This window comes from Chryseobacterium sp. PvR013 (assembly GCF_017833095.1).
GTDB classification, from domain to species: Bacteria; Bacteroidota; Bacteroidia; order Flavobacteriales; family Weeksellaceae; genus Chryseobacterium; species Chryseobacterium culicis_A.
In genome coordinates this window covers 4,578,602-4,598,168 of record NZ_JAFIBT010000001.1, presented here as the reverse complement: position 1 = coordinate 4,598,168, position 19,567 = coordinate 4,578,602, and the positions used below count along the sequence as shown (strand labels likewise).

The following is a 19,567-nucleotide window of genomic DNA, read 5'->3' as shown; positions in this document are numbered from 1 at the left end:
TTATACAGCTTTTCTGCCTTTTCTATTCGCTTTCATTGCTTTGCTCTACATTTTTTCTGTTTTCTATTGTATAGATTCTGCTTTTTTGCCATTTTTGTATAAAATGTCGGTCATGCAAAAAGAAAAATTACGTCTCATCAGAAAGCAAAAAGGCTACACTCAACAACAGGTAGCTGACTTCATCGCAACGGATGTATCGAATTACAGCAGAAAAGAAAGTGGTGATGTAAGAATTGTAAAAGATGAATGGGACAAACTTGCCCGTTTTCTGGATGTACCGTTTGAGGACATTTATGAAGAGGATGAAGCAACGCTTGTTGTTAATAATGATCATCCTGTGTTTAATGACAATTCTGGTACTTCTGCTGGGACAATTAATAGTCAGAATAATTATAGTAATATTCCAGGATCTATTATTGAAAACCTTCAAGGTTATATCGCTTTATTAAAAGAAGAAAACGAAAGGCTAAAAGAAGAAGCGAAAGGTCTCCCAAAAGGAAGAAAATAATATGGTTTTAAACTGTAAAAATATAGATGTCACTCATATTAAATTATGGAGTGACATTTTTTCTGTATTAATGCATACTAGTTTTTTTTAACGCAAAGAACTAATGATTCAAATGTTTTATTTCAGGAAGCAAAGAATTCCGACTTTGTCGTTGAGGAAGCTGTGTGGTAATGCGTTCGCTTAGAAAGAATCAATGGAATTGATTCCGACTTTGCTCTCTTAAAAATATTACAGAATACGGAGAAAATCTTTGCGTTAAAAAATTCTTTGATTTAAATCCTTTGAAATTTACAATTCAGTCAATGGATCCCAGAATAGTTTTTTAAAATTTTTTATTCTAAGATTTTCCACAGTGATTCCTTCTGCTTCCAGTTTAGGCTGAAATTCCGGGACAGATAATACTCCTGAGCTGGAAATCACACGGTGGGCAGGAACATCTTTCGGACATCCACCCATTGCTTTTCCTACATGCCTGGAATGATTTGGATAGCCAACAGCCTTTGCTATAGCTCCATAAGTAGACACTCTCCCTTTCGGAATAAGTCTTGCCACTTCGTAAACCTGTTGTTTGAAAATTTCTTCCATAGCTGAGTATTCTCTTTTTGCATCATTTTTGAACTCTATCAAATTCGATGATGTTTCATTAAAAGATAAAGATATGAAAAAATCATTTTTCAGGCTGCTGAATGCCGTTAATAAAAAAGTTCTTCCGAAGCTGAGTAAGAAAGATCCTAATCATCTGACTAAGGTTGAAAAGGGAATTCTGGCGTATCGATATTTTGTGCTGGTGAATTCTTTGGATTGATTTTTCTGGATTTGTGTGAATGTTTTTCCCGCAGATGACACAGATTTTCATAGATTTTGGTGTTGAATTTTGGGAAACGCAAAGACGCTATTTTTATATACTATGGGCTTTAAGACGCAAGGATTTTATCTTCGATAAATTTTGGACTATTAAATCTATACAGAATCCTTGCTGAAAATCTTTGATTTTCTTTCGCCTTAAAAATATCCACATACTTAGGAACTCTTTGCGCCTTTGCGTTTTCCAACAAAATTACACTTACTTATGGTAATAAAAAAAGCGCTCCAAATGAATTGAAGCGCTGATATTGTAATCTCTGATGAGATGTTTATTCTTAAGCGTTTTCTAAGATATAAGAGAACATTAATGGTGCACAGATTGTTGCATCACTTTCAACGATAAATTTCGGTGTAGTGATATCCAATTTACCCCAAGTGATTTTTTCATTGGGAACAGCTCCTGAATATGAACCGTAAGATGTTGTAGAATCAGAAATCTGGCAGAAATAAGACCAGAAAGGAATGTCATGCATTTCCATATCCTGGTACAACATTGGAACTACACAAATAGGGAAATCTCCTGCGATACCTCCACCAATCTGGAAGAATCCAACTCCTTTTCCTGCAGAGTTTTTAGTATACCAGTCCGCAAGATAAGTCATATATTCAATTCCTGATTTCATTGTAGTAGCTGTAAGCTCTCCTTTGATACAGTAAGAAGCGAAGATGTTCCCCATTGTAGAATCTTCCCATCCCGGAACTACGATTGGTAAATTAGCTTCTGCAGCAGCAATCATCCAAGAATTTTCTCTAGGAATTTCATAGTACTGCTCCAATACTCCTGAAAGGATCATTTTGTACATGAATTCGTGAGGGAAATATCTTTCTCCTTTAGCTTCTGCATCTTTCCAGATCTCTACGATATGTTTTTGTAATCTTCTGAAAGCTTCTTCTTCAGGAATACATGTATCAGTAACTCTATTTAAACCTCTTTCTAAAAGATCCCACTCATCCTGAGCCGTTAAATCTCTGTAATGAGGAACTCTTTCATAGTGAGAGTGTGCCACAAGGTTCATTAAATCTTCTTCAAGATTCGCCCCTGTACAAGAGATAAAATCTACTTTCCCCTGACGGATCATTTCTGCAAGAATTTTACCCAATTCAGCAGTAGACATTGCTCCAGCTAAAGTGATCATCATTTTCCCGCCATCTTTAAGATGGGCAACATACCCTTTAGATGCATCCACCAATGCAGCTGCATTGAAGTGCAGGTAATATTTCTCTATAAATTCAGAAATTGGTTTGCTCATTTTTTTAATTTTTGCAAAGATAAAACTTAAAAACGGAATGCAGTCAAAGCACTTGAAGAAAGTATCATAGAGAAGTATTTTTTTATCATTTGTTAAATAAGTTGTTGGAAAACACAAGGACGCAAAGGATTTTATATTATCTGCAAAATCAACGTGAAATAAATTATACAATATAAAATTTTATCGAGATAAGATCCTTGCGCTTTAAAACTATTTAGTATTTAAAAAATTTGCGCCCTTGCGTTTTCCAACACATTACTATAAAAAAGCGCAGCCCAAAATGAGCCACGCTTTCCTATTGTAATTTAACTTAATAATATTCAGTAAAGGATTATCCTTCCCAGGTTTCCACTTTCAGAATCTCGATTTTCCTTTCTCCGTCTCTGAAAGGCCAGTCTATCACATCTCCTACTTTATATCCAACGACTGCCAGGGCAATATCCGAAAGGATAGAATGTTTATTCTTTTTTAGCTTTTGTTTGGTAGAAGGCACAAATATATATTCATGCTCAAAATCTAATGTATGGTCTTTTAAGGTCACTTTTCTGTCAACGGTTACAATATCGGCAGGAAGATCTCTTCTCAGAACCTGTTTTGCCTTTCTAAGTTCTTCCGTTAATCTCTTTTCTTCTTCGATGCTCACTTTTTTTCTTCTGAGTGTATCTTTTATAGCATCATAAATTCCGGTGGTTACAATAATATGATTGGACATTTTCTTCAATTTTTTAAAATTAAATGCAGTTATTCCCTGATGATCCAATGTAGAATCCAGGTGTAGAACAGCCTTCTTCCATAGAAAACTGCAAAAAAGTAATACATAAAATCCGAATTGATTCCCTGTCTTGGATCCTGACAGGGCTTATATGATGAAGTCCTTAGAACTTTTCAGAAAAGAATCTGTGTGAAGATAAAGTAAAGACAGCAGCAATCCTGACCGGCGGCGTTCTGCAGATAAAAAGATTGTTGCTGTCATTATCAATTATTATTAACTCTAACAAAGATACAGCTTAAAAACGGAATGTGGCAGCTGCACTTAAAGAAACTCTGTGCAAACCTTCTTTTTGATCACCATCAAATTTATAAGTGACTCCGTTATACTTCATTTTATTCAGGGTTCCACCACTTAAACCTACTTTTGGGCCAATCAGAAAATTTTTGCTTACCTGATACTGATACCCAAGATCAACTTCTGCCCCGAACGTGGTTCCTTTACCTTTTACATCTCCTGTTTTGTGGTATAAGACATTACTCCCAACGCTACATCTGCAAATATTTTATGTCTTGTAGCCAAATGATTATTTGAAATAAGCCCGGAGAAACCGAAAAATATAATATTATCCTTTGTCGTTACAGGAACAGACACAGGCATTCCATTTACATAACCAAGCAGAAATCCGTCACTGGATGCACTGTAATTAGAATATTTTAATCCGAATGCAAGACCATTTTTCACTTCATAATGGGCTGCAATGTCAAAGTTCAATCCATTTTTCAGGTCTTTTACATATTCTTTTTCTTCTTTACTAAGTCCGGAAATTGTTTTTGCAGTTCTCCATGCGTACCCAACGGAAGGTCTGATGGAAAATTTCTGAGCGAAAGACATAGTGGAGATTGAGAATACTCCAACTAAGATTAATTTTTTGATCATGGTTTTAAAAGTTTCCGCAAAAATAATGCTTTCTGTGAGAGAAACAAGTTAAAACCTGAAGCGTCTGTTTTCTTTTTTATCTGAAAGTTTTTTCTTGCCATCCAGCCTTTTTTGCTTCTGCGCTTTTGAGGGTTTTGTTGCCGTTCTCTTTTTGGGAACAATGAGTGCTTTGTTTACGATTTCAATTATTTTTTCAATGGCTTTATTTTTATTCATCAGCTGGGTTCTGCTTTCGGAAACCGTCAGGAATAAAAAACCTTCAATATTAATTCTGTTTTTCAGTTTATTATGAATCAGTAATTTTTCATCTTCACTAAAAACTTCTGATGCACTTACTTTCCAAAGCACGGTAACAGCAGTTTCCACCTTGTTGACATTCTGTCCTCCTGCACCACTGCTGCGGGAAGTTTTGAAACTGAGTTCTTTTGAAAAGTCTTTCATTTTTTGGTGACTAGAGGTTTATGTTGATGCTTTTATACAGTTCCATTCTGTTTACTTTCCCGTTAGGGGTTCTCGGAATTTCACTGATGAAGATAATTTCTTTTGGTTTGTGGAAATTTTTATCAAAAGGGATATCCATCACTGTTTTTATCAATTCATCGGATTTATTTCCTTCTATAATCAATATCAGTTTCTGACCCAAACTTTCATCAGGCAAACCCATAAACACCGCTTCATTCGGAAGTTCTTTTTTCACCAATGTCTCCAGTGTTTCCGGGAAAATTTTTGCTCCTCCTGAGTTAATCACATTGTCAATTCTTCCAAGGAATTTAAACTGTTTTTCATTTCTAATATCAACTAAATCATTAGTTTGCAGTTCGTCAGCATTTATATTGGGAGCAAAGATCTTCAGGCAACCTCTGTCGTCCAAAGAAATAGACACATTTTCAAAAACAGTGAAATAGTCTTCCTGTTCCGGCATCAATTGTTTTAAGCCAATATGGGAAAGGGTTTCAGACATTCCATAGGTTTCAAAAATACGATTTGAAGGGCTAAGGTTCATTTGCAGAATTTTACTTTTCAGGCTTTCTGAGACGGCAGCCCCTCCAATGATCAGGTTTTTAATCAGATGAAGCTTTTCCAGAGAGTTTTCTACCTGAAGAGGTGTCATGGCACAAAAGTCTATTTCTTCATCCAGATTTTCCACTGGTTTTAAAGAAGGTTCAGCAATTTTTAATTTTAATTTTCTTTCTATGGAACGGACAATCATCATTTTTCCTGAGATGTATTCTACAGGCAGGCAAAGTAATGCACTATCCCCTTCTTTTAATCCCAGAAAATTACAGGTCATTACTGCGGAATTGATCATTTTCTTTTTCTCAATTTCAAAAATTTTCGGAACTCCGGTAGAACCTGAAGTCTGAACATTTACTTCTGTTTTTTCTGAAAACCATTCTTCCAGAAAAATTTTCACTTTCTTTTCAAATTCCGTATCGAATGATAATTTATTAGTATTGAGATTATTGAAGTCTATCAGCATATTTTCTGTAAATAAATTCTACAGTAAATTTAAAAAAAAAATCAAAAAGTTCTTGTATATAAAGAAAAAAGCTGTAAATTTGCACCACCAAAATAAAACAGACCTATAGTGTAACGGTAACACTCCGGTTTTTGGTACCGTCATTCGGGGTTCGAATCCCTGTGGGTCTACAAACCACTCTTTTTTAAGGGTGGTTTTTGTTTTTTGTTCTCTTTTGAAAAATAAAAAAGGGAGATCCTGAATCCGTCACAAAAGTTGTGGACCCGGTAAAAAGTTGAGTTCATCTGAATAGAAAAAATGTTCTGTTCTTTACAGATTAGAATTAAGGGTCGCTTAAATGGGTTTTCAATGCAAAGTTTTCACTGAAATTATTCTTCTCACATCCTTTTCGCTACTAAAAAGTATTTCTTATTATTTTTTAAAGTGGCCTTTTAATATAATCTTCATTATAAATTTGGGCCTTTTGAATAATTTCGTTGATATAATCTTTGTGCATATTATATAAACCTGATAGCTTGAAGATTGTAATATTTCTAATTGCTTCTTTTATTTTTTTATCATCCCAAGTACCCAATTGGTTTTTCTTAAATTTAACCCTATAAGCACCATTTTTACCATTCACAAAATCAATATTTTTTGGAGCTATAGAAAAAAGTATGTCTTCTGAAAATCCTTCTATAAATGTACGAACGTTCATCCAAGTTAAATAGATCTGATCCTTTTAGATTTGAATTATATATATGGCAACCAGGTATTAAATTATAAAAACTTAGAGCCGGATAAAGATAGGTGGCTTTATCAAAAAAATGATCAAACTCAAATCTGTTTCCTTATTTCAAATCACTTCCCAGTAAAAATATATAGCTGCGATTACAATATTCACGAGTCCATTTATCGTGAATTGATTATTAATTCACACCGTCTTATCTCTGTTAAAAATACGTGTTACTGCAACTACAGAATAGCGAGGTCAAAAAACTTTTATAAGGACCAAAAAACAATGAAATTTGCACTCTAAAGAATGTGAATGATCATTGGAATCAAAAAAAATATACCAGGAAAACAGTATAGAAAAATGTAAAAGAATGTAGTTGATTTAAAATAAATTACAAAAAAACATTGCGAAAATATATGTTTTCTAAGTTGCAACCATATTAATAATTCACTAATTGACAGTACGATAAAAGAGGGCAAAAATCAATAATTACCCAAAAGAAAGAGACTTCTATTTAACTACAATAAGTCTATCAGGAACCAACTTTCCCTCAAATCATCAATTTTATAAAAACTAATTTTCAATAATAATGAAAGTACCATTAAAAACAATATTTAGCTGGTTTGAAAAGGGTGATATACCCACAGAAAATCAATTTCAGCAGACCTTTTCTTCATTCCGTCATTTAGATGAAAATATCAGGATGGATGAGGTAACGGGTTTAAATGAAACTTTTCAAAAAACGGTATCCAGCACAACTTTTACAAATCATCTGCAAGATGAAAGCGCACACCATTTAGTGCTCGCAAGACTTAATGCATCCAATCTTACTGCCAGAAATATAGAAGAATGGAAAGAAAAATTAAAGATCAAACTGGCAGCCACTATAGACGATGGTGAAGAGACCGGAAATGTCTATACAAAGGAGCAAATCGAGGAAATTGTAAATATACTTCAGGCAAAAGATAATGAAATGCTTGAGCTGATTGCAAAAATCAACGAAATACTAACTTCGAATGATGATAATCTTGATAAGCTTCAGAAAATCGTAGACTACATCAAAGAAAACAGGGAGCAGATAGAATTGCTTAAAGGTTCAGGAGCAAATTCTTCCTTTGGAGGAATTTTAAGGCCTACTGATCATATTATTGTTAAGCCTGGATCAGCAAAATGGTTTTGGGCAGGGAGTGGAGTCTACGAAAATGCTTCAGGAGTTAAGGTTGAAAATTTCGGGATAATTTCCTATGACGGTTTGGTTTGGTCTGTTCTGGAGGTTAATATGCCTGGAGGTGGAACAGATGGTTTTATTGATTTAACACAAGAAGATTAAAATGAGATATACAGGAAGAATTTATTTTACAAATTATGAAAGATCAGATAAAGAAGTTGCAGACAACTTCATTTATCCCGTGATGTTCTTCATTAAAAATGAAGATGGAAAAATCATTAAACAGATTGCATATTCAGCGTTAGGAGAAAAGTCAGAAAGTGAATATGGAACTGGTGGAGGAACCGGAGGAGCCAATGGAATTGTTTTCCGCGCAAAATCTGAAATACCTACATCATTCATAAAATCATTTGGAAGCGAAGTTAAAATAGTTTTTTCGTGGTCATCCATCGACAGCGTTGATGGTAGTGAGACTGGCGGAGGAACTGCAAGTATTTTAAAAGGAAATACGATTCTATTTAATAAAAACATTAATCAGGGAGTCAATGAGATAGATATTACGTCATATATTTTGGCGGGAGATAATACAATAACGCTCAGTATCACCGATAGTTATGGAAATAATAGGAAATTAAAATATGACATTCAAACAATAGCACTTGCTTTAAGTACTACCTACGACAAGACCACTATTAATTCGGGACCAATCATTTTTCGATATATTCCAACCGGGAATGTAGAGAAGACGATTCATTTCAAATTAAATGGATCAGATCTTCCACCAGTAGTTACGTCAATTAATAACAAAGAACTTCTTTATGAAATTCCAGCACAGTCTCACGGAGTTCATATTTTAGAGGTGTATATGACCGCTGATTTGTCCGGAGAGATCATTGAAAGCAATCACTTATTTACAGATATTATCAGTGTTGCTGCTGGTAATTTAACACCTCTGGTGTCTTCAGCAAATAATGTTGCCGCTAATCAATATGCTCCAGCTTCGATTGAATATCTGGTGTATTCACCATCATCAAATTATAGCGATGTTGAGATTTTGGTCGACGGATTGAAGGTTTCAGAATTGGTAGTAAATAGAAGTTTGCAGAAGTTCACCTATACATTTATGGACTCAGGTGCGCACACTGTAACTTTTAAATGTGGCACTGTCACGAAAAATACTTCAGTAGTTGTAACAGCATTTGATATTCAGGTTGAAGCCGAAACGTTAGGCCTGGAATTATTTTTAAGCAGTCGGAACAGAAGCAATTCAGAGATTAACAAAAACGAGTGGAAATACAAAAACCTGTCATGTACTCTTACTGATTTTGATTTCAGCACCAATGGATGGGTTCAAGATTCAAAGGGTTCTGTGGCACTTAAAGTGAGCGGAAATGCAAGGGTTGAGATTCCTTTCAAGATTTTTGAAAATGATTTTAAAACAGGTGGTAAAACATTAGAATTTGAATTTTCAACTTCAGATATAAAAAACAGTGACAGTACTATTTTTTCTTGTAAAAATGGAAATGTTGGATTTGTTGCTACCTCAAATTCGTTTTCGTTCAGTTCTGAGCAGGACAGTACTTCCATATTTTTTAAAGAAGAGGAAAGGATCCGTGTAAGTGTAGTCGTTACAAAGGTTGCAGATCAAAGATTGGTATTTGTGTATATCAATGGAATTATATCTTCATTATATCAGTATAATTCATTAGACAGCTTTTTACAACAAGCTCCTCAAAACATTACCATTGGAAGCAGTGATTGTACTATTAATCTATATAATATCAGGGTTTATAATAATAATCTAAACGCGGATCAGATGTTGTCAAATTACATCGCTGACATGGATAACCTGGTTGAAAAAGTCAATATTTACGAGAGAAATAAATTGTACGATGCATTCGGAAATTTGTCCTACGATAAATGTTTACAATCAATTCCATGCTTAACCATTGTTGGAGATCTGCCAACTTATAAAGGCGATAAAAAAACAATTGTTGGAGAGTATGAAAATGCTAAAGATCCTACAAAATCGTTTTCTTATGTAAATGCGAGTATTGATGTTCAGGGTACATCATCACAATATTATCCCCGAAAAAACTTTAAAATCAAATTTAATGGAGGTTTTAAAAATGGTGAAATAAATTCTTCAAAATACAAGCTTCGTGATAATTCATTAGCGGAAAAGACATTTACTTTTAAAGCCGATTTTATGGAGTCTTCTGGTTCTCACAATATTGGTTTGGCGAGGCTTGCACAAGATTCTTTGAATCAATTGGGTTATTTAGTTCCACCACAATTAATTAATCCTGATATCCGTACTACGATGGACGGGTTTCCAATGCTTATATTTCACAGAGCGACACCAGATTCGGAGCGTATTTTCTTAGGAAAATATAATTTTAATAATGATAAGTCTAATGAAGCAACAACAGGTTTTACAGGTGGTCAGGAATGCTGGGAATTTTTAAACAATACGTCAGATAATACATTATTTATTGCTACAGATTTTCAAAGTGTAGACGGAAATGGTAAGCATTTATGGAAGAATGATTTTGAGGGAAGATATCCGGAAGATAATGAAGATACATCGAATCTTGAAGCTTTGCATACATGGATTGTAAGTTGCAAAAATAATCCTGCAAAATTCAAAGCCGAGGCTCAAGATCATTTTAATATTCAATTTTTATTGTTTTATTATGTATTCACTGAGTTTTTTGCAATGGTTGATCAGCGCGCTAAAAATCAGATGTTTGCGATGTATCCGGATGCGCAAGGAAATAACCGTTGGTATCTTATTTTTTATGATAATGACACAGTTTTAGGTCTTAATAACGAGGGCCACAATGTGTATGATTATTGGGTGGAAGCTCACGACCAAGTAGGAAGTGGTTTTGTCTGGAATGGCGCGCTTTCAGAGCTTTGGAAACTGGTTGAAGTGGCTTTTGATACTGAAATTACCGCATTATACCAGCAAATGAGAACTTCAGGAATTCTGACTTATGATAAGTGTAATACTTATTTCAACACATTAGAATCTGACAAATGGGCGGAAAGTATTTTCAATGAAGATGCGAAATATAAATATATAGATCCTTTGGTTATTGCCGGGAACGGAAGTTACTTATACACCGCACAAGGCTCAAGAAAATCGCACAGGAATTATTGGTTATTAAATAGATTCAGATATATGGACGGAAAGTATGACACATCTACTTTCTCATCTGATTATATCACGATGCGACTTTATACACCTTCGGGCACGCCTGTAGTTGCTCCCAATGCTAATTTTTTACTAACTGCTCAAAAAGACGGATACACTAAAATTAAATTTGGTTCCTATATCAACCGTGCGAGGCTTAGAAAAAATGTTGCATCTTTAGTTCAAGCTCCGGCTATTACTTTTAACGATACAGAAACCATTATTTATGGTGCATCTGCAATTAAAGATCTTGGAGATTTGTCAGGAAAGTATCTGGGTACTTTAGATGTTTCAAAAGCGACGAATTTGTCGAGGCTTCGGATTGGAAGTCAAATTTCCGGTTATTCAAATCAAAATTTAAGAAACTTGTTTATTGGTAATAATACAATTTTAGAAGAATTAGATATTTCAAATTGCCCAAATTTAAAACAATCAATAGATTTAACTGCTTGTACAAGTATTAAAAATATTTCCGCTGCAGGAACAGGAATATCGTCGGTATTATTGCCAAAAGGAGGTTTGCTTGCTTCCTTAATTTTGCCAAGTACAGCAAATACTTTGATTTTGGATAATCAAAAATTTATTAAAAATTCTAATTTAACTTTTACGGAAAGTTCTATAAAAACTCTTGTAATTAAGGACTGTCCTTTAATTAATGTTAATGATATTGTTTCAAATCTTAAAAATTTGAGCAGAGTGAGAATTAATAATCTAAATGGAAGTAGTACTTCTAGCGAAAATTTCTTTCCACTTATAAATGCTAAAGGAGTTGACGATTTAGGTAATACAGCCCCACATTCTATCGTTGAAGGAAAATGGACTTTTACTAATATTTATCAAGAAGATAAAGATTTCATGGAAGCTAATTGGCCCGACTTTCATTTTACTTATACAAACATTACCAATTTTATTCAGATTTCGGATATAACAAGAAAAACTACATTATTAAAAGCCTATGATACTAATGGTGATGGTGAATTAAGCTTTTCAGAGGCAAGATCTGTTACTGATATACCTGCCAGTAGTTTTAATCCTTTTATTAATTCAGAAACATTCTTAGGTGGAAGTTTTGATGAATTTAGATTTTTTACAAATGTAGAAACTATTGGAGATCATGCATTTGACAACAACTCATTGCTAAGTATAACTTTTCCACCCAATATCAAGAAAATAGGGAGAAATGCCTTTCAATTATACGAAACAAGTGTTATAAATGGCAACTTTGATAACGTTGAAGAATTGGGTATTTCCCCAATTATGGGAAAATACCTAGACATTAATTTGTTTAAAAATGTTAAGATTTACGATGCATATTCGTTTACCTACAAGTATCCCAAAGCTGGTAAGTACAATCTCCCTTATATCACGCGAATATTTCCGGAAATGCTTACCACGAATATAAACAATCCAAATGTTGAAGATTATGTTACTAATTTTATTGATCTTACAGGATGTACAAGTCTGGAAAGAATAGATTCATTTGGTTTAAGACTAAGATTAAGAACGGGTGAAAGTGAAATAACTATTATATTTCCCGCTTCTATTAATTATATGGCAAATGGCTGCATGCATCTGATTGCAGCTGGTGGTCAAACCAGTGTTAAAAAAGTAGTAGTAAAAGTATTGGCAACTACACCTCCTGTTTTGGTAGGTACAAATCTCGTTTCTGATGGGATTATTATTGATAAAGTAGAAATTCATGTTCCTGCAGCAAGCGTTTCTGCTTATAAAACGGCAACCAACTGGAGCTATTTTGCCGCAAAAATTTATCCGATAACATAATAATAAAATATGACACAGACAGACAATATAATTAAAGCGGATCCTGGGAAATGCTTTAAAAGAAAAACAGATGGAGTTGTTTTTGGCGATGAAATCTATTTGGGAACGACTTATTATCTTGATGGAATTAAGCTTCAAGAACCCATTCAGGAAACTCCTGATGATTTTGAAGAAATTGATATTGAGGTGAAAACAGAAGAAATTAATTAATATGCTCAAAATACGAACGAATATAATAACGAATCAGTTAGAATAATACTATAATTACAAATATGTTTTTATGATGTTAGCTTTGATAGAACCATAAGGTCTTCAACTATTTGGTTCGACATTTGTTCGCTTTTGACTACAAACCATCCTTTTTAAGGATGGTTTTTGTTTTTATCCATCCATCAATTGTCATGGGAGTAAAAATCTATTTTTTTAATGTAAACAGCAGAAAATTGAAAGAAGATATTTGTAAATAAGAAAAAAATATATAAATTTGCATCACCAAAATAAAGCAGACCTATAGTGTAACGGTAGCACTCCGGTTTTTGGTACCGTCAGTCGGGGTTCGAATCCCTGTGGGTCTACATAACAGGAGAAATGATTATTATTATCATTTCTCCTGTTTTTATTTTGTGACAATCCATTGTTAATCTGAAAGATATAGTGAGCTACAGTATTAATTCTTGTGGTTCGATAATGATTTTCGTCAAATTCAAGTTTTTCAGGAAAAATCGAACCAATAATTTGTCGCTTGACTGCAATATCCCCTTCTGTATAGACTTTCCAGATATTGGTAAGCGTTTCTAATGCTCTTTCCAGTAGCTTTGGTATATCTATTTTATTCTCTTTAGGCTTGTCATTTAATTGTGTTTCCAGCTTTTCAATCTGGTCTTTATATTCTTTTTTTATTTCAAGATATTCTTCATCGGTCATTACTTCGGAAAGCAGTTTATTTCTCGCCAGAGAAATCCTTGAATTCAACCTGTCTATCTCATCGGATATCTTCTTTCTTTCATCCTGTGGGGCTTTTATAAACTTCTGATAGTTATCCAGAAATACTTTTTCTATAAGCTTTTTTGCAGGCTCAGCCATTTCCAATTGCTTTAATCCTTCTTCAAAAACTGAATTGACCAATTCTGCTCTATGACGGAATCCACAGGTTGCATTGCAATGATAATAGTAGTATCTGTTATTTCTCCCTTTTGAAGCGCTTGCTGTAATATTCTTTCCACATCTAGGACATACCAAAAAACCTCGCAATGGAAAATGCTCACCGGAAAGAATTTTAGTATTAGGCCGCTGGAGTCTTCTTTTACCATCCAGTGCTTCCTGTACTCTGTTGAATAACTCCTCACTGATTAAAGCTTCATGCTGACCATCAACAAAATGTGCTTCTTCATCTTTGTGTTTTTCTAAAAATACTTTCCCATAGTATATGGGATTTCTTATTGCGACATGAAAAGATGTTCTGCTCACTTTTTTAATTGTTAATTCATTGACCCTTTTTCTGATTTGATTAGACGCCAATACCCCTTTTGCAATCTCATTAAAAGCCCAGTTCATTGCTGATGCTTCAGGTTCTTGCAGTACAATATACTTTTCACCATTTTCCCTGCTTTTGTTAGCATAACCAAATGGTGCTTTTCCCATAACCCTTCCCTCTTTTTTTGCCCTACGCATTCCATAAAACACGTTAAGCGCCCTTCTGTCATTTTCGACTTCAGGCGCTGCCAAATAAATTGCAAGCATCATTTTATTTTCGGGAATAGAAAGATCTAAAGGCTGGTCAACAGCCTGTGGTTCTATTCCCAATTTTGCAAGTGTACTTATCATTTGATATGCATCCCCAGCATTACGGCTGAAACGGTCCCATTTAGTAAATAGAATAAGGTTTGTCTTACAACTTTTCTTTTTAAGTGTAGTTAAAAGTCTTATCCAGCCGGGGCGGTTAAATGATTTTGCGGAATGGTCTTCGTAGATGATTTGTCCAATAGAGATATTGTTAGATGAACAATATTTTTTTAAACGATCCTCCTGATCTCTTTGTGAATATCCTTTGTCTGCCTGTTCATCAGTAGAAACACGGATGTATAGATCTGCTACCTTCATAATTTTCATGTTTAGTAAATATTAGAGGATAGCTTTAGAAATACATTATTCAGAACCGAAGTACTGTCTAATAACAGATGAGGTAAGAGTGTACAGAAACTCCATGATCAATTCTGCCTCTTCCTCAGTTATTTCCACGCCTTCGTTTTGAAAGAATTCTACCACCTCCTCAATGGGTATTTTTTTTATTTTCTTGTCCTCCAGCACTCTGTATAAATTTCAAATAAAATTATTAGCTAAATTGAATAATAATTTTATTCGGCTTCGAAGGATTGTCTATGTCTTTTAATGGCTTTATTTTAAGGCTAGTATTTTCCGCCCACAAAAGAATCGGAGGTTTCACCTTAAGTACATTTCAATTGGATTATTATCCATCTACAGCCATGAAGAAATTTTAATCAATTTCTTCCTTTTATTCAGGTAAAGTAAATTTCTCCCGATTACACTTATCACCTAGTCAATAGCTAAGCCTCTTGTTTTATTTTAAACATTTCTCTAAAGCGTTTTTATGTTTCTTCCCTGATGTATTTTCTTTCCATATCATACATATAAAAAAGAGCCCACGCCGTTGTATATACTATTAAAGTATTTAGTGAGTGTTTATAACCTCACCCCACGGGTGTACAAGCACCCTCATTATTTTTTAGCTATCCAATTATTAATTCGATCCCGGCTTTTTCGGCTTTGTATTTTATTTTGGTCTGCAATTCATAATAGCTCCAGTTGCGTAGCACAAATTCATTATCTTTTGCAATACCAATTTTATCTTCCTGATTTTTAAGAATAAGTGTAGATGCTTGCTGCTGGATGCAAAAATCTATAAGCTGTCGGCTGTATACATGAAGCCGATGACTTACATACCGACTCTCCAAATTTTCAGTTTTATACAATGCTTTCTGTTTCCGTTTGACTCCTTTTCCAGAGCGAGCGTAGCCAATACCAGCTTGAATCCTTTTTTGACTTGCTTGAATGGCAAGTCTGCGATATAAAAACTCTTCTTTTGTGCCGATATTGATGCGCACATTGCCAGCTTTTGCTACGATAGGATGCTCCAGAGACAAGGATGCTTCCGCAATAATTTCGGGTTTTAAAAGATGTTCTTTCTTTTCAAATTCAAAAACTGCAAGCCAGAATATTTTCCTGTCTTTAAGTTGGATCTGTGAGTTGCAAAGCTTTATCTCTTCTTTTAATAGGCGCTCCATAATCACTCGCTTATCAGCGTAGTCTTTTCCTAAGTATGTTTTGACAGGTATCGCAAACATATTGAAGCAAAATGCTTTCTTTTCAGGATCATACTTCATTTTACTGATGCATTTAATCGGAAGTGGGATTGGAATGTCTCTTTTATAATTTCTAAGTGATTTTGTTCCCTGCCAATAATCGGCTTTGCTTTTAGAGAAAGTAGATTGAATTGTATTGTTCAGGCTTCCCAGAATATCTGTTGGGATTTCTCCTTTGAATCGGTCAAAGACCATTCTTGCTGTGCTGTTTGTTTTCGAACGGTCAAACATTCCCATCTGATCTTTTTTTTCATCAGCTAACTTGTATTGTATTTTTTCGGTGAGGTAAAAGAAATCCTTGATCATTTCCTGAACATACAAATGAGAAGCGATTAAGTTTGCCGCTCGGAAACATCTATTCTGATAACGGTAGAGTTTTTCCCATATTTCTTTTTTTTCATTGGAAGGAACGTCGATCAGCAACTGAATTTTTCGGGTAAGGGTAATCGTTGATTTTTCCATTTCAAAAAGGGATTTGAGAGGTATTTCGATTTTGTAGATATTGATAAGCATATAGAAATTCCCGCTGGACCTGCTTTTCAGAAAGTTTAAGCTCCCTAGCAATTACTATGAAAGAGGATTTTTGCTCAAACCTTCTTTTTAATATCTCGAGCTGTTGGCAAGTAAGTTTATCTGGGTGCTCTTCATTAGCTGAAGCTTTTTTCTGTGGATGTTCTAAAGAACTTCCTTTAATAATTTTCCGAAGATCATTTATAGCTCTGCTCACCTCATTGCTGATGCCTGTCACACTACTTCCCATTGCTTCTGCGATTGGTTTGTATTGAAAACCATATTCAAGACAAAGTTCAATAAGGTGTTTTCTTTTGGGATCGAGTACGTTTACAACCTTTTTAACTTCATCAAATTTCTTTTGTTCAGATTCCTGATTGAGAAGATTCTCTTTATCATTCTGGGGATCAAAACCTATAAGATAATCCTGATAGTTCTCAAAACTTTCAAGTGATGCCGTTAAGCGTGCGAATTTATTTTTCGGAGTATTGAAATATGTAATGCAGTCTCTTTTCAAAACAAACCGTAAAAAGCCAAGAATATGATTCGGAGTTTCAATGGAATCACGGTGTAGCCAAAGTTTGAGAAAGGTATCCTGAACAAGCGTTTCTACTACAAAATCATCATCAAGCATTTGTCTTCCGAGCCAGAAAAGAAGTCTTTTGTATCGTAAATAAATATGTTCTAAAGAGATCGGATTACCTTTTTTCAGCAACTCATATAGCTGATGATCAGTGGGCATACGAGGCAAAGAGTGTGTTCTTTTCATAGCAGTATATTTTAGCTAATTTATTGCTGGAAGGAACTGCTTCAATCAATAAGATGAATTCTTTGCATCAAAACGCTAACTCAACTACATCTTGCCTAAAAGAAAAGGCGTGGAACTCGACTTATAGCATTAGAGGCACTGGTATACCCGTGTACGATAAGAGAGCCCACGCCGCGGTCGTGAGCAAATTTACTTATCTTCTCGTACACATAAAAATTACCAGTTTTCTAATGCGAGATTCTAAGCAATTGCTTCAATATTTTTAATTCTATTGGAATAATTGCATTTTATTATTTACAAATATACAAAAACTTTCATGTAATCCAAATGGATTACATGAAAGTTGTGTTTTTTTGCAAAATTGCGTTATGGCTGGACTCAACGAGGAAGATATTTTGCTGAAAAATAAAATTGCTGATAGAATTAAGTTTCTAAGAGCTAATACTGGTTTGTCTCAATCTGAATTTTCTAAAAAATACGAAATTGACAGACAAATATTAAATCGTTGGGAAAGTAAAAACAATAAAAGAGGATTGACAATCTATACAATAGCAAAATTTTGTAATCTCTTAGGAATTTCTCTCAAGGATTTTTTTGATTTTGACGCATAAAAGAATAGAAAAATTACGTGAACAATTTTTTAAATCATATAAGGGTATTGAGGATTTAAAGAAATAAGGTGTTTATAAGATTCTCAAGGAAAATAGTCCTTAGATGTGTCTTCTCAATAGAATTTGAAGCTACTACCCCTAATTCCGCGACGACCAATTATATTTTTCAAAAGAAAAAAGGAAAAAAGAAAGCCAAAAATTCATTATGGAAGATTTTAAAAAGCAAGTTTATGATAAAAAATACAACCTGCAAGGTGGAGATTTTTTGTCATATCCTTTGGACCTGAACTTGTCTTTTTAAAAATCTGAAACAATACCTTTGTTTTCTTTTATGAATTTTTTGCAGTGCTACTTAGGACCTCTTTATCTTTTTTCTTTTTTGCTGAACCGGAATATCTTCGGTATTATATTGTATTCTATGATCACAAATGTTCAGTAAGGAAAATATTTCTAAGCTGATGTCAGGATTTTTAAAAATCTCTTCTAGTGATGAAAAAGGAATATTGTTTTCTTCAGAAACTTTTTTACAAATACGATCAACAATTGCTATGAGTTTTTCTTTGGTAGTATCAAATAACTTAGGCTGTTTAAACTTTTCAAATTGGATTGATTTTATAATCGTATCCTTAACAGAATTAAAATAAGTTTCCTTTTCTCTTGTATATACTGCAATATTAGACAATATGCTGGAAAGCTTGTTTTTTAACTGTGAAACTTCTTTGTTTAAGTTAATATTCTTTTGTTGAAGCTCAGTAATGATTTTAGTTTTGGATTGAAGAATTTCTTTATTTTTAAGCAGTTCTACATTATATGATTTAAAAACTCTTTCATAGTTTTCAATCGTTTTATCTATTTTGATCCTGCTAAAACCTAAAAAGTCATTTTCCTTGACAATAAGATCTGTAAACTTTTTAGATTTGAGCTCTGCCTTCATTTGAGCTATCTTACTATTTAATAATACAAGCTCATTTTCCTTTTTTTGGATTTTAAATTCAATGGCTTCCAGTCTTCCTTTAGAGCCTGAAATACCTCTCTCCATTTCCAAGCATTCAGCAGTAATATCCTGCATTTTTGAATAATGAAAGAATTGGTGTTTCAATGTTTTCCCTGTTTCCAAATCCTGCCAGTCTGCTACCAAATGAGCATGATAATTAGGTTTCCATACTTTAGAATCTTTATCATAATGACCTTCATCTTTATGAATGGCAATTTGAAAAGTTTTTATTCTCAGCTCTTCTTCAAGCCTTTTAGCGAGCCTATGCAGATCTTGCATCGTTGTATTTTCTTTAATGACAACTACAGCTTCACGAATCGGCATTGCATTTTTCTGTAATTTCCTTCCTGATTTTTCCTTACAGTATGCTTCTATTGATTTTAGCCTATCTGAAATCTTATTTTCTACCCAATATTCATTTTTTACCGTAAGATCCTTTTTTATATAATCGAAGGTTTTTCTTCTGAAATTGTGTGCTTCGGAATCTGTTTTGACTGCTTTGAAATTGATAGACGTTTTCATAAGACAGTAAAATAGCTCACCTATCTTTTACTTATAAATGACAAGACTCATTTGGCTTCAACTGTCATTTATTGGCTTGGAAAAATAAATCCATTTCTCATCAATACGTTATTCTCCTTTTTTACTAAAAATACCTTTCTAACCCTATTAGAAGATTATAGGTAAGA

General features: G+C 33.9%; 17 protein-coding genes, 2 tRNA genes and 1 pseudogene. 8 read left to right on the top strand and 12 right to left on the bottom strand.

All coding sequences use genetic code 11. From position 1 onward, the window contains the following. Positions 1 to 112: 112 nt before the first annotated feature. Positions 113 to 508: a helix-turn-helix transcriptional regulator gene (locus tag JOE44_RS20945; RefSeq protein WP_209787255.1), complete on the top strand. Its 396-nt coding sequence runs from the start codon at positions 113 to 115 to the stop codon at positions 506 to 508. 288 nt (positions 509 to 796) lie between these two features. On the opposite strand, the gene JOE44_RS20940 is transcribed toward JOE44_RS20945, so the two are convergent. Further along, positions 797 to 1,093, bottom strand: a complete 297-nt coding sequence (locus JOE44_RS20940) for a methylated-DNA--[protein]-cysteine S-methyltransferase (RefSeq protein WP_209787254.1) — start codon at positions 1,091 to 1,093, stop codon at positions 797 to 799. Between the two features lie 73 nt (positions 1,094 to 1,166). On the opposite strand from JOE44_RS20940, the gene JOE44_RS20935 reads away from it, so the two are divergent. Further along, the gene (locus tag JOE44_RS20935) at positions 1,167 to 1,313 is read left to right on the top strand and encodes a hypothetical protein (protein ID WP_185097866.1); all 147 of its coding nucleotides are present in this window, start codon (positions 1,167 to 1,169) and stop codon (positions 1,311 to 1,313) included. Positions 1,314 to 1,647: 334 nt separating this feature from the next. Here the strand turns inward: JOE44_RS20935 and JOE44_RS20930 are convergent, their stop codons facing one another. From JOE44_RS20930 to JOE44_RS20910, 5 genes are all read right to left on the bottom strand, one after another. Further along, a complete protein-coding gene (locus tag JOE44_RS20930; RefSeq protein WP_105681482.1) occupies positions 1,648 to 2,622 on the bottom strand; it encodes a deoxyhypusine synthase family protein in 975 nt (324 codons plus the stop codon). 331 nt (positions 2,623 to 2,953) lie between these two features. Continuing rightward, the gene (locus JOE44_RS20925) at positions 2,954 to 3,334 is read right to left on the bottom strand and encodes a GreA/GreB family elongation factor (RefSeq protein WP_105681483.1); all 381 of its coding nucleotides are present in this window, start codon (positions 3,332 to 3,334) and stop codon (positions 2,954 to 2,956) included. Positions 3,335 to 3,838: 504 nt separating this feature from the next. Next, positions 3,839 to 4,270 carry a hypothetical protein gene (locus JOE44_RS20920; protein ID WP_209787251.1) on the bottom strand — a complete coding sequence of 144 codons (432 nt, stop codon included), beginning with the start codon at positions 4,268 to 4,270 and terminating at the stop codon, positions 3,839 to 3,841. A gap of 48 nt (positions 4,271 to 4,318) precedes the next feature. Then, on the bottom strand, positions 4,319 to 4,711 hold the full coding sequence (gene arfB / locus JOE44_RS20915; RefSeq protein ID WP_209787249.1) for an alternative ribosome rescue aminoacyl-tRNA hydrolase ArfB: 393 nt from the start codon (positions 4,709 to 4,711) through the stop codon (positions 4,319 to 4,321). A gap of 10 nt (positions 4,712 to 4,721) precedes the next feature. Next, positions 4,722 to 5,750, bottom strand: coding sequence for an AMP-binding protein (locus tag JOE44_RS20910; RefSeq protein WP_209787247.1), 1,029 nt, complete (start codon positions 5,748 to 5,750; stop codon positions 4,722 to 4,724). 99 nt (positions 5,751 to 5,849) lie between these two features. Between JOE44_RS20910 and JOE44_RS20905 the strand changes: the two genes are divergently transcribed. After that, positions 5,850 to 5,920 (top strand) — tRNA-Gln (locus JOE44_RS20905). 248 nt (positions 5,921 to 6,168) lie between these two features. Here the strand turns inward: JOE44_RS20905 and JOE44_RS20900 are convergent. Next, on the bottom strand, positions 6,169 to 6,447 hold the full coding sequence (locus tag JOE44_RS20900) for a hypothetical protein (protein ID WP_209787237.1): 279 nt from the start codon (positions 6,445 to 6,447) through the stop codon (positions 6,169 to 6,171). A gap of 607 nt (positions 6,448 to 7,054) precedes the next feature. Here JOE44_RS20900 and JOE44_RS20895 point away from each other — a divergent pair. The 4 genes from JOE44_RS20895 (at position 7,055) to JOE44_RS20880 (ending at position 13,189) form a co-directional block, all read left to right on the top strand. Next, the gene (locus tag JOE44_RS20895; RefSeq protein WP_209787235.1) at positions 7,055 to 7,795 is read left to right on the top strand and encodes a prefoldin domain-containing protein; all 741 of its coding nucleotides are present in this window, start codon (positions 7,055 to 7,057) and stop codon (positions 7,793 to 7,795) included. Between the two features lies 1 nt (position 7,796). Beyond that, on the top strand, positions 7,797 to 12,614 hold the full coding sequence (locus JOE44_RS20890; RefSeq protein WP_209787234.1) for a leucine-rich repeat protein: 4,818 nt from the start codon (positions 7,797 to 7,799) through the stop codon (positions 12,612 to 12,614). A gap of 9 nt (positions 12,615 to 12,623) precedes the next feature. Beyond that, positions 12,624 to 12,824, top strand: coding sequence for a hypothetical protein (locus tag JOE44_RS20885; protein WP_209787232.1), 201 nt, complete (start codon positions 12,624 to 12,626; stop codon positions 12,822 to 12,824). A gap of 294 nt (positions 12,825 to 13,118) precedes the next feature. Next, positions 13,119 to 13,189 (top strand) — tRNA-Gln (locus tag JOE44_RS20880). Positions 13,190 to 13,766: 577 nt separating this feature from the next. Here the strand turns inward: JOE44_RS20880 and JOE44_RS25190 are convergent. The 4 genes and pseudogenes from JOE44_RS25190 to JOE44_RS20860 all read right to left on the bottom strand — a co-directional run. Then, a pseudogene (locus JOE44_RS25190) lies at positions 13,767 to 14,714 on the bottom strand (recombinase family protein); the annotation flags it as partial. A gap of 45 nt (positions 14,715 to 14,759) precedes the next feature. Continuing rightward, a complete protein-coding gene (locus JOE44_RS20870; protein ID WP_209787230.1) occupies positions 14,760 to 14,921 on the bottom strand; it encodes a hypothetical protein in 162 nt (53 codons plus the stop codon). A gap of 440 nt (positions 14,922 to 15,361) precedes the next feature. Then, positions 15,362 to 16,456 carry a hypothetical protein gene (locus tag JOE44_RS20865; protein ID WP_209787228.1) on the bottom strand — a complete coding sequence of 365 codons (1,095 nt, stop codon included), beginning with the start codon at positions 16,454 to 16,456 and terminating at the stop codon, positions 15,362 to 15,364. Position 16,457: 1 nt separating this feature from the next. Continuing rightward, positions 16,458 to 17,273, bottom strand: coding sequence for a sigma-70 family RNA polymerase sigma factor (locus JOE44_RS20860; protein WP_209787226.1), 816 nt, complete (start codon positions 17,271 to 17,273; stop codon positions 16,458 to 16,460). A 368-nt stretch (positions 17,274 to 17,641) separates the two neighbouring features. Here JOE44_RS20860 and JOE44_RS20855 point away from each other — a divergent pair, with 368 nt between their 5' ends. Continuing rightward, on the top strand, positions 17,642 to 17,884 hold the full coding sequence (locus JOE44_RS20855; RefSeq protein WP_110008012.1) for a helix-turn-helix transcriptional regulator: 243 nt from the start codon (positions 17,642 to 17,644) through the stop codon (positions 17,882 to 17,884). A gap of 352 nt (positions 17,885 to 18,236) precedes the next feature. On the opposite strand, the gene JOE44_RS20850 is transcribed toward JOE44_RS20855, so the two are convergent. After that, positions 18,237 to 19,400: a hypothetical protein gene (locus JOE44_RS20850; RefSeq protein ID WP_209787224.1), complete on the bottom strand. Its 1,164-nt coding sequence runs from the start codon at positions 19,398 to 19,400 to the stop codon at positions 18,237 to 18,239. Positions 19,401 to 19,567 lie beyond the last annotated feature (167 nt).

Coding starts and splice junctions, on each gene's coding strand:
- JOE44_RS20910 (WP_209787247.1), bottom strand. CDS start 5,750: ATGCTGATAGACTTCAATAATCTCAATACTAATAAATTATCATTCGAT.
- JOE44_RS20850 (WP_209787224.1), bottom strand. CDS start 19,400: ATGAAAACGTCTATCAATTTCAAAGCAGTCAAAACAGATTCCGAAGCA.
- JOE44_RS20935 (WP_185097866.1), top strand. CDS start 1,167: ATGAAAAAATCATTTTTCAGGCTGCTGAATGCCGTTAATAAAAAAGTT.
- JOE44_RS20945 (WP_209787255.1), top strand. CDS start 113: ATGCAAAAAGAAAAATTACGTCTCATCAGAAAGCAAAAAGGCTACACT.
- JOE44_RS20900 (WP_209787237.1), bottom strand. CDS start 6,447: ATGAACGTTCGTACATTTATAGAAGGATTTTCAGAAGACATACTTTTT.
- JOE44_RS20895 (WP_209787235.1), top strand. CDS start 7,055: ATGAAAGTACCATTAAAAACAATATTTAGCTGGTTTGAAAAGGGTGAT.
- arfB (WP_209787249.1), bottom strand. CDS start 4,711: ATGAAAGACTTTTCAAAAGAACTCAGTTTCAAAACTTCCCGCAGCAGT.
- JOE44_RS20865 (WP_209787228.1), bottom strand. CDS start 16,456: ATGGAAAAATCAACGATTACCCTTACCCGAAAAATTCAGTTGCTGATC.
- JOE44_RS20930 (WP_105681482.1), bottom strand. CDS start 2,622: ATGAGCAAACCAATTTCTGAATTTATAGAGAAATATTACCTGCACTTC.
- JOE44_RS20940 (WP_209787254.1), bottom strand. CDS start 1,093: ATGGAAGAAATTTTCAAACAACAGGTTTACGAAGTGGCAAGACTTATT.
- JOE44_RS20885 (WP_209787232.1), top strand. CDS start 12,624: ATGACACAGACAGACAATATAATTAAAGCGGATCCTGGGAAATGCTTT.
- JOE44_RS20890 (WP_209787234.1), top strand. CDS start 7,797: ATGAGATATACAGGAAGAATTTATTTTACAAATTATGAAAGATCAGAT.
- JOE44_RS20925 (WP_105681483.1), bottom strand. CDS start 3,334: ATGTCCAATCATATTATTGTAACCACCGGAATTTATGATGCTATAAAA.
- JOE44_RS20920 (WP_209787251.1), bottom strand. CDS start 4,270: ATGATCAAAAAATTAATCTTAGTTGGAGTATTCTCAATCTCCACTATG.
- JOE44_RS20860 (WP_209787226.1), bottom strand. CDS start 17,273: ATGAAAAGAACACACTCTTTGCCTCGTATGCCCACTGATCATCAGCTA.
- JOE44_RS20855 (WP_110008012.1), top strand. CDS start 17,642: ATGGCTGGACTCAACGAGGAAGATATTTTGCTGAAAAATAAAATTGCT.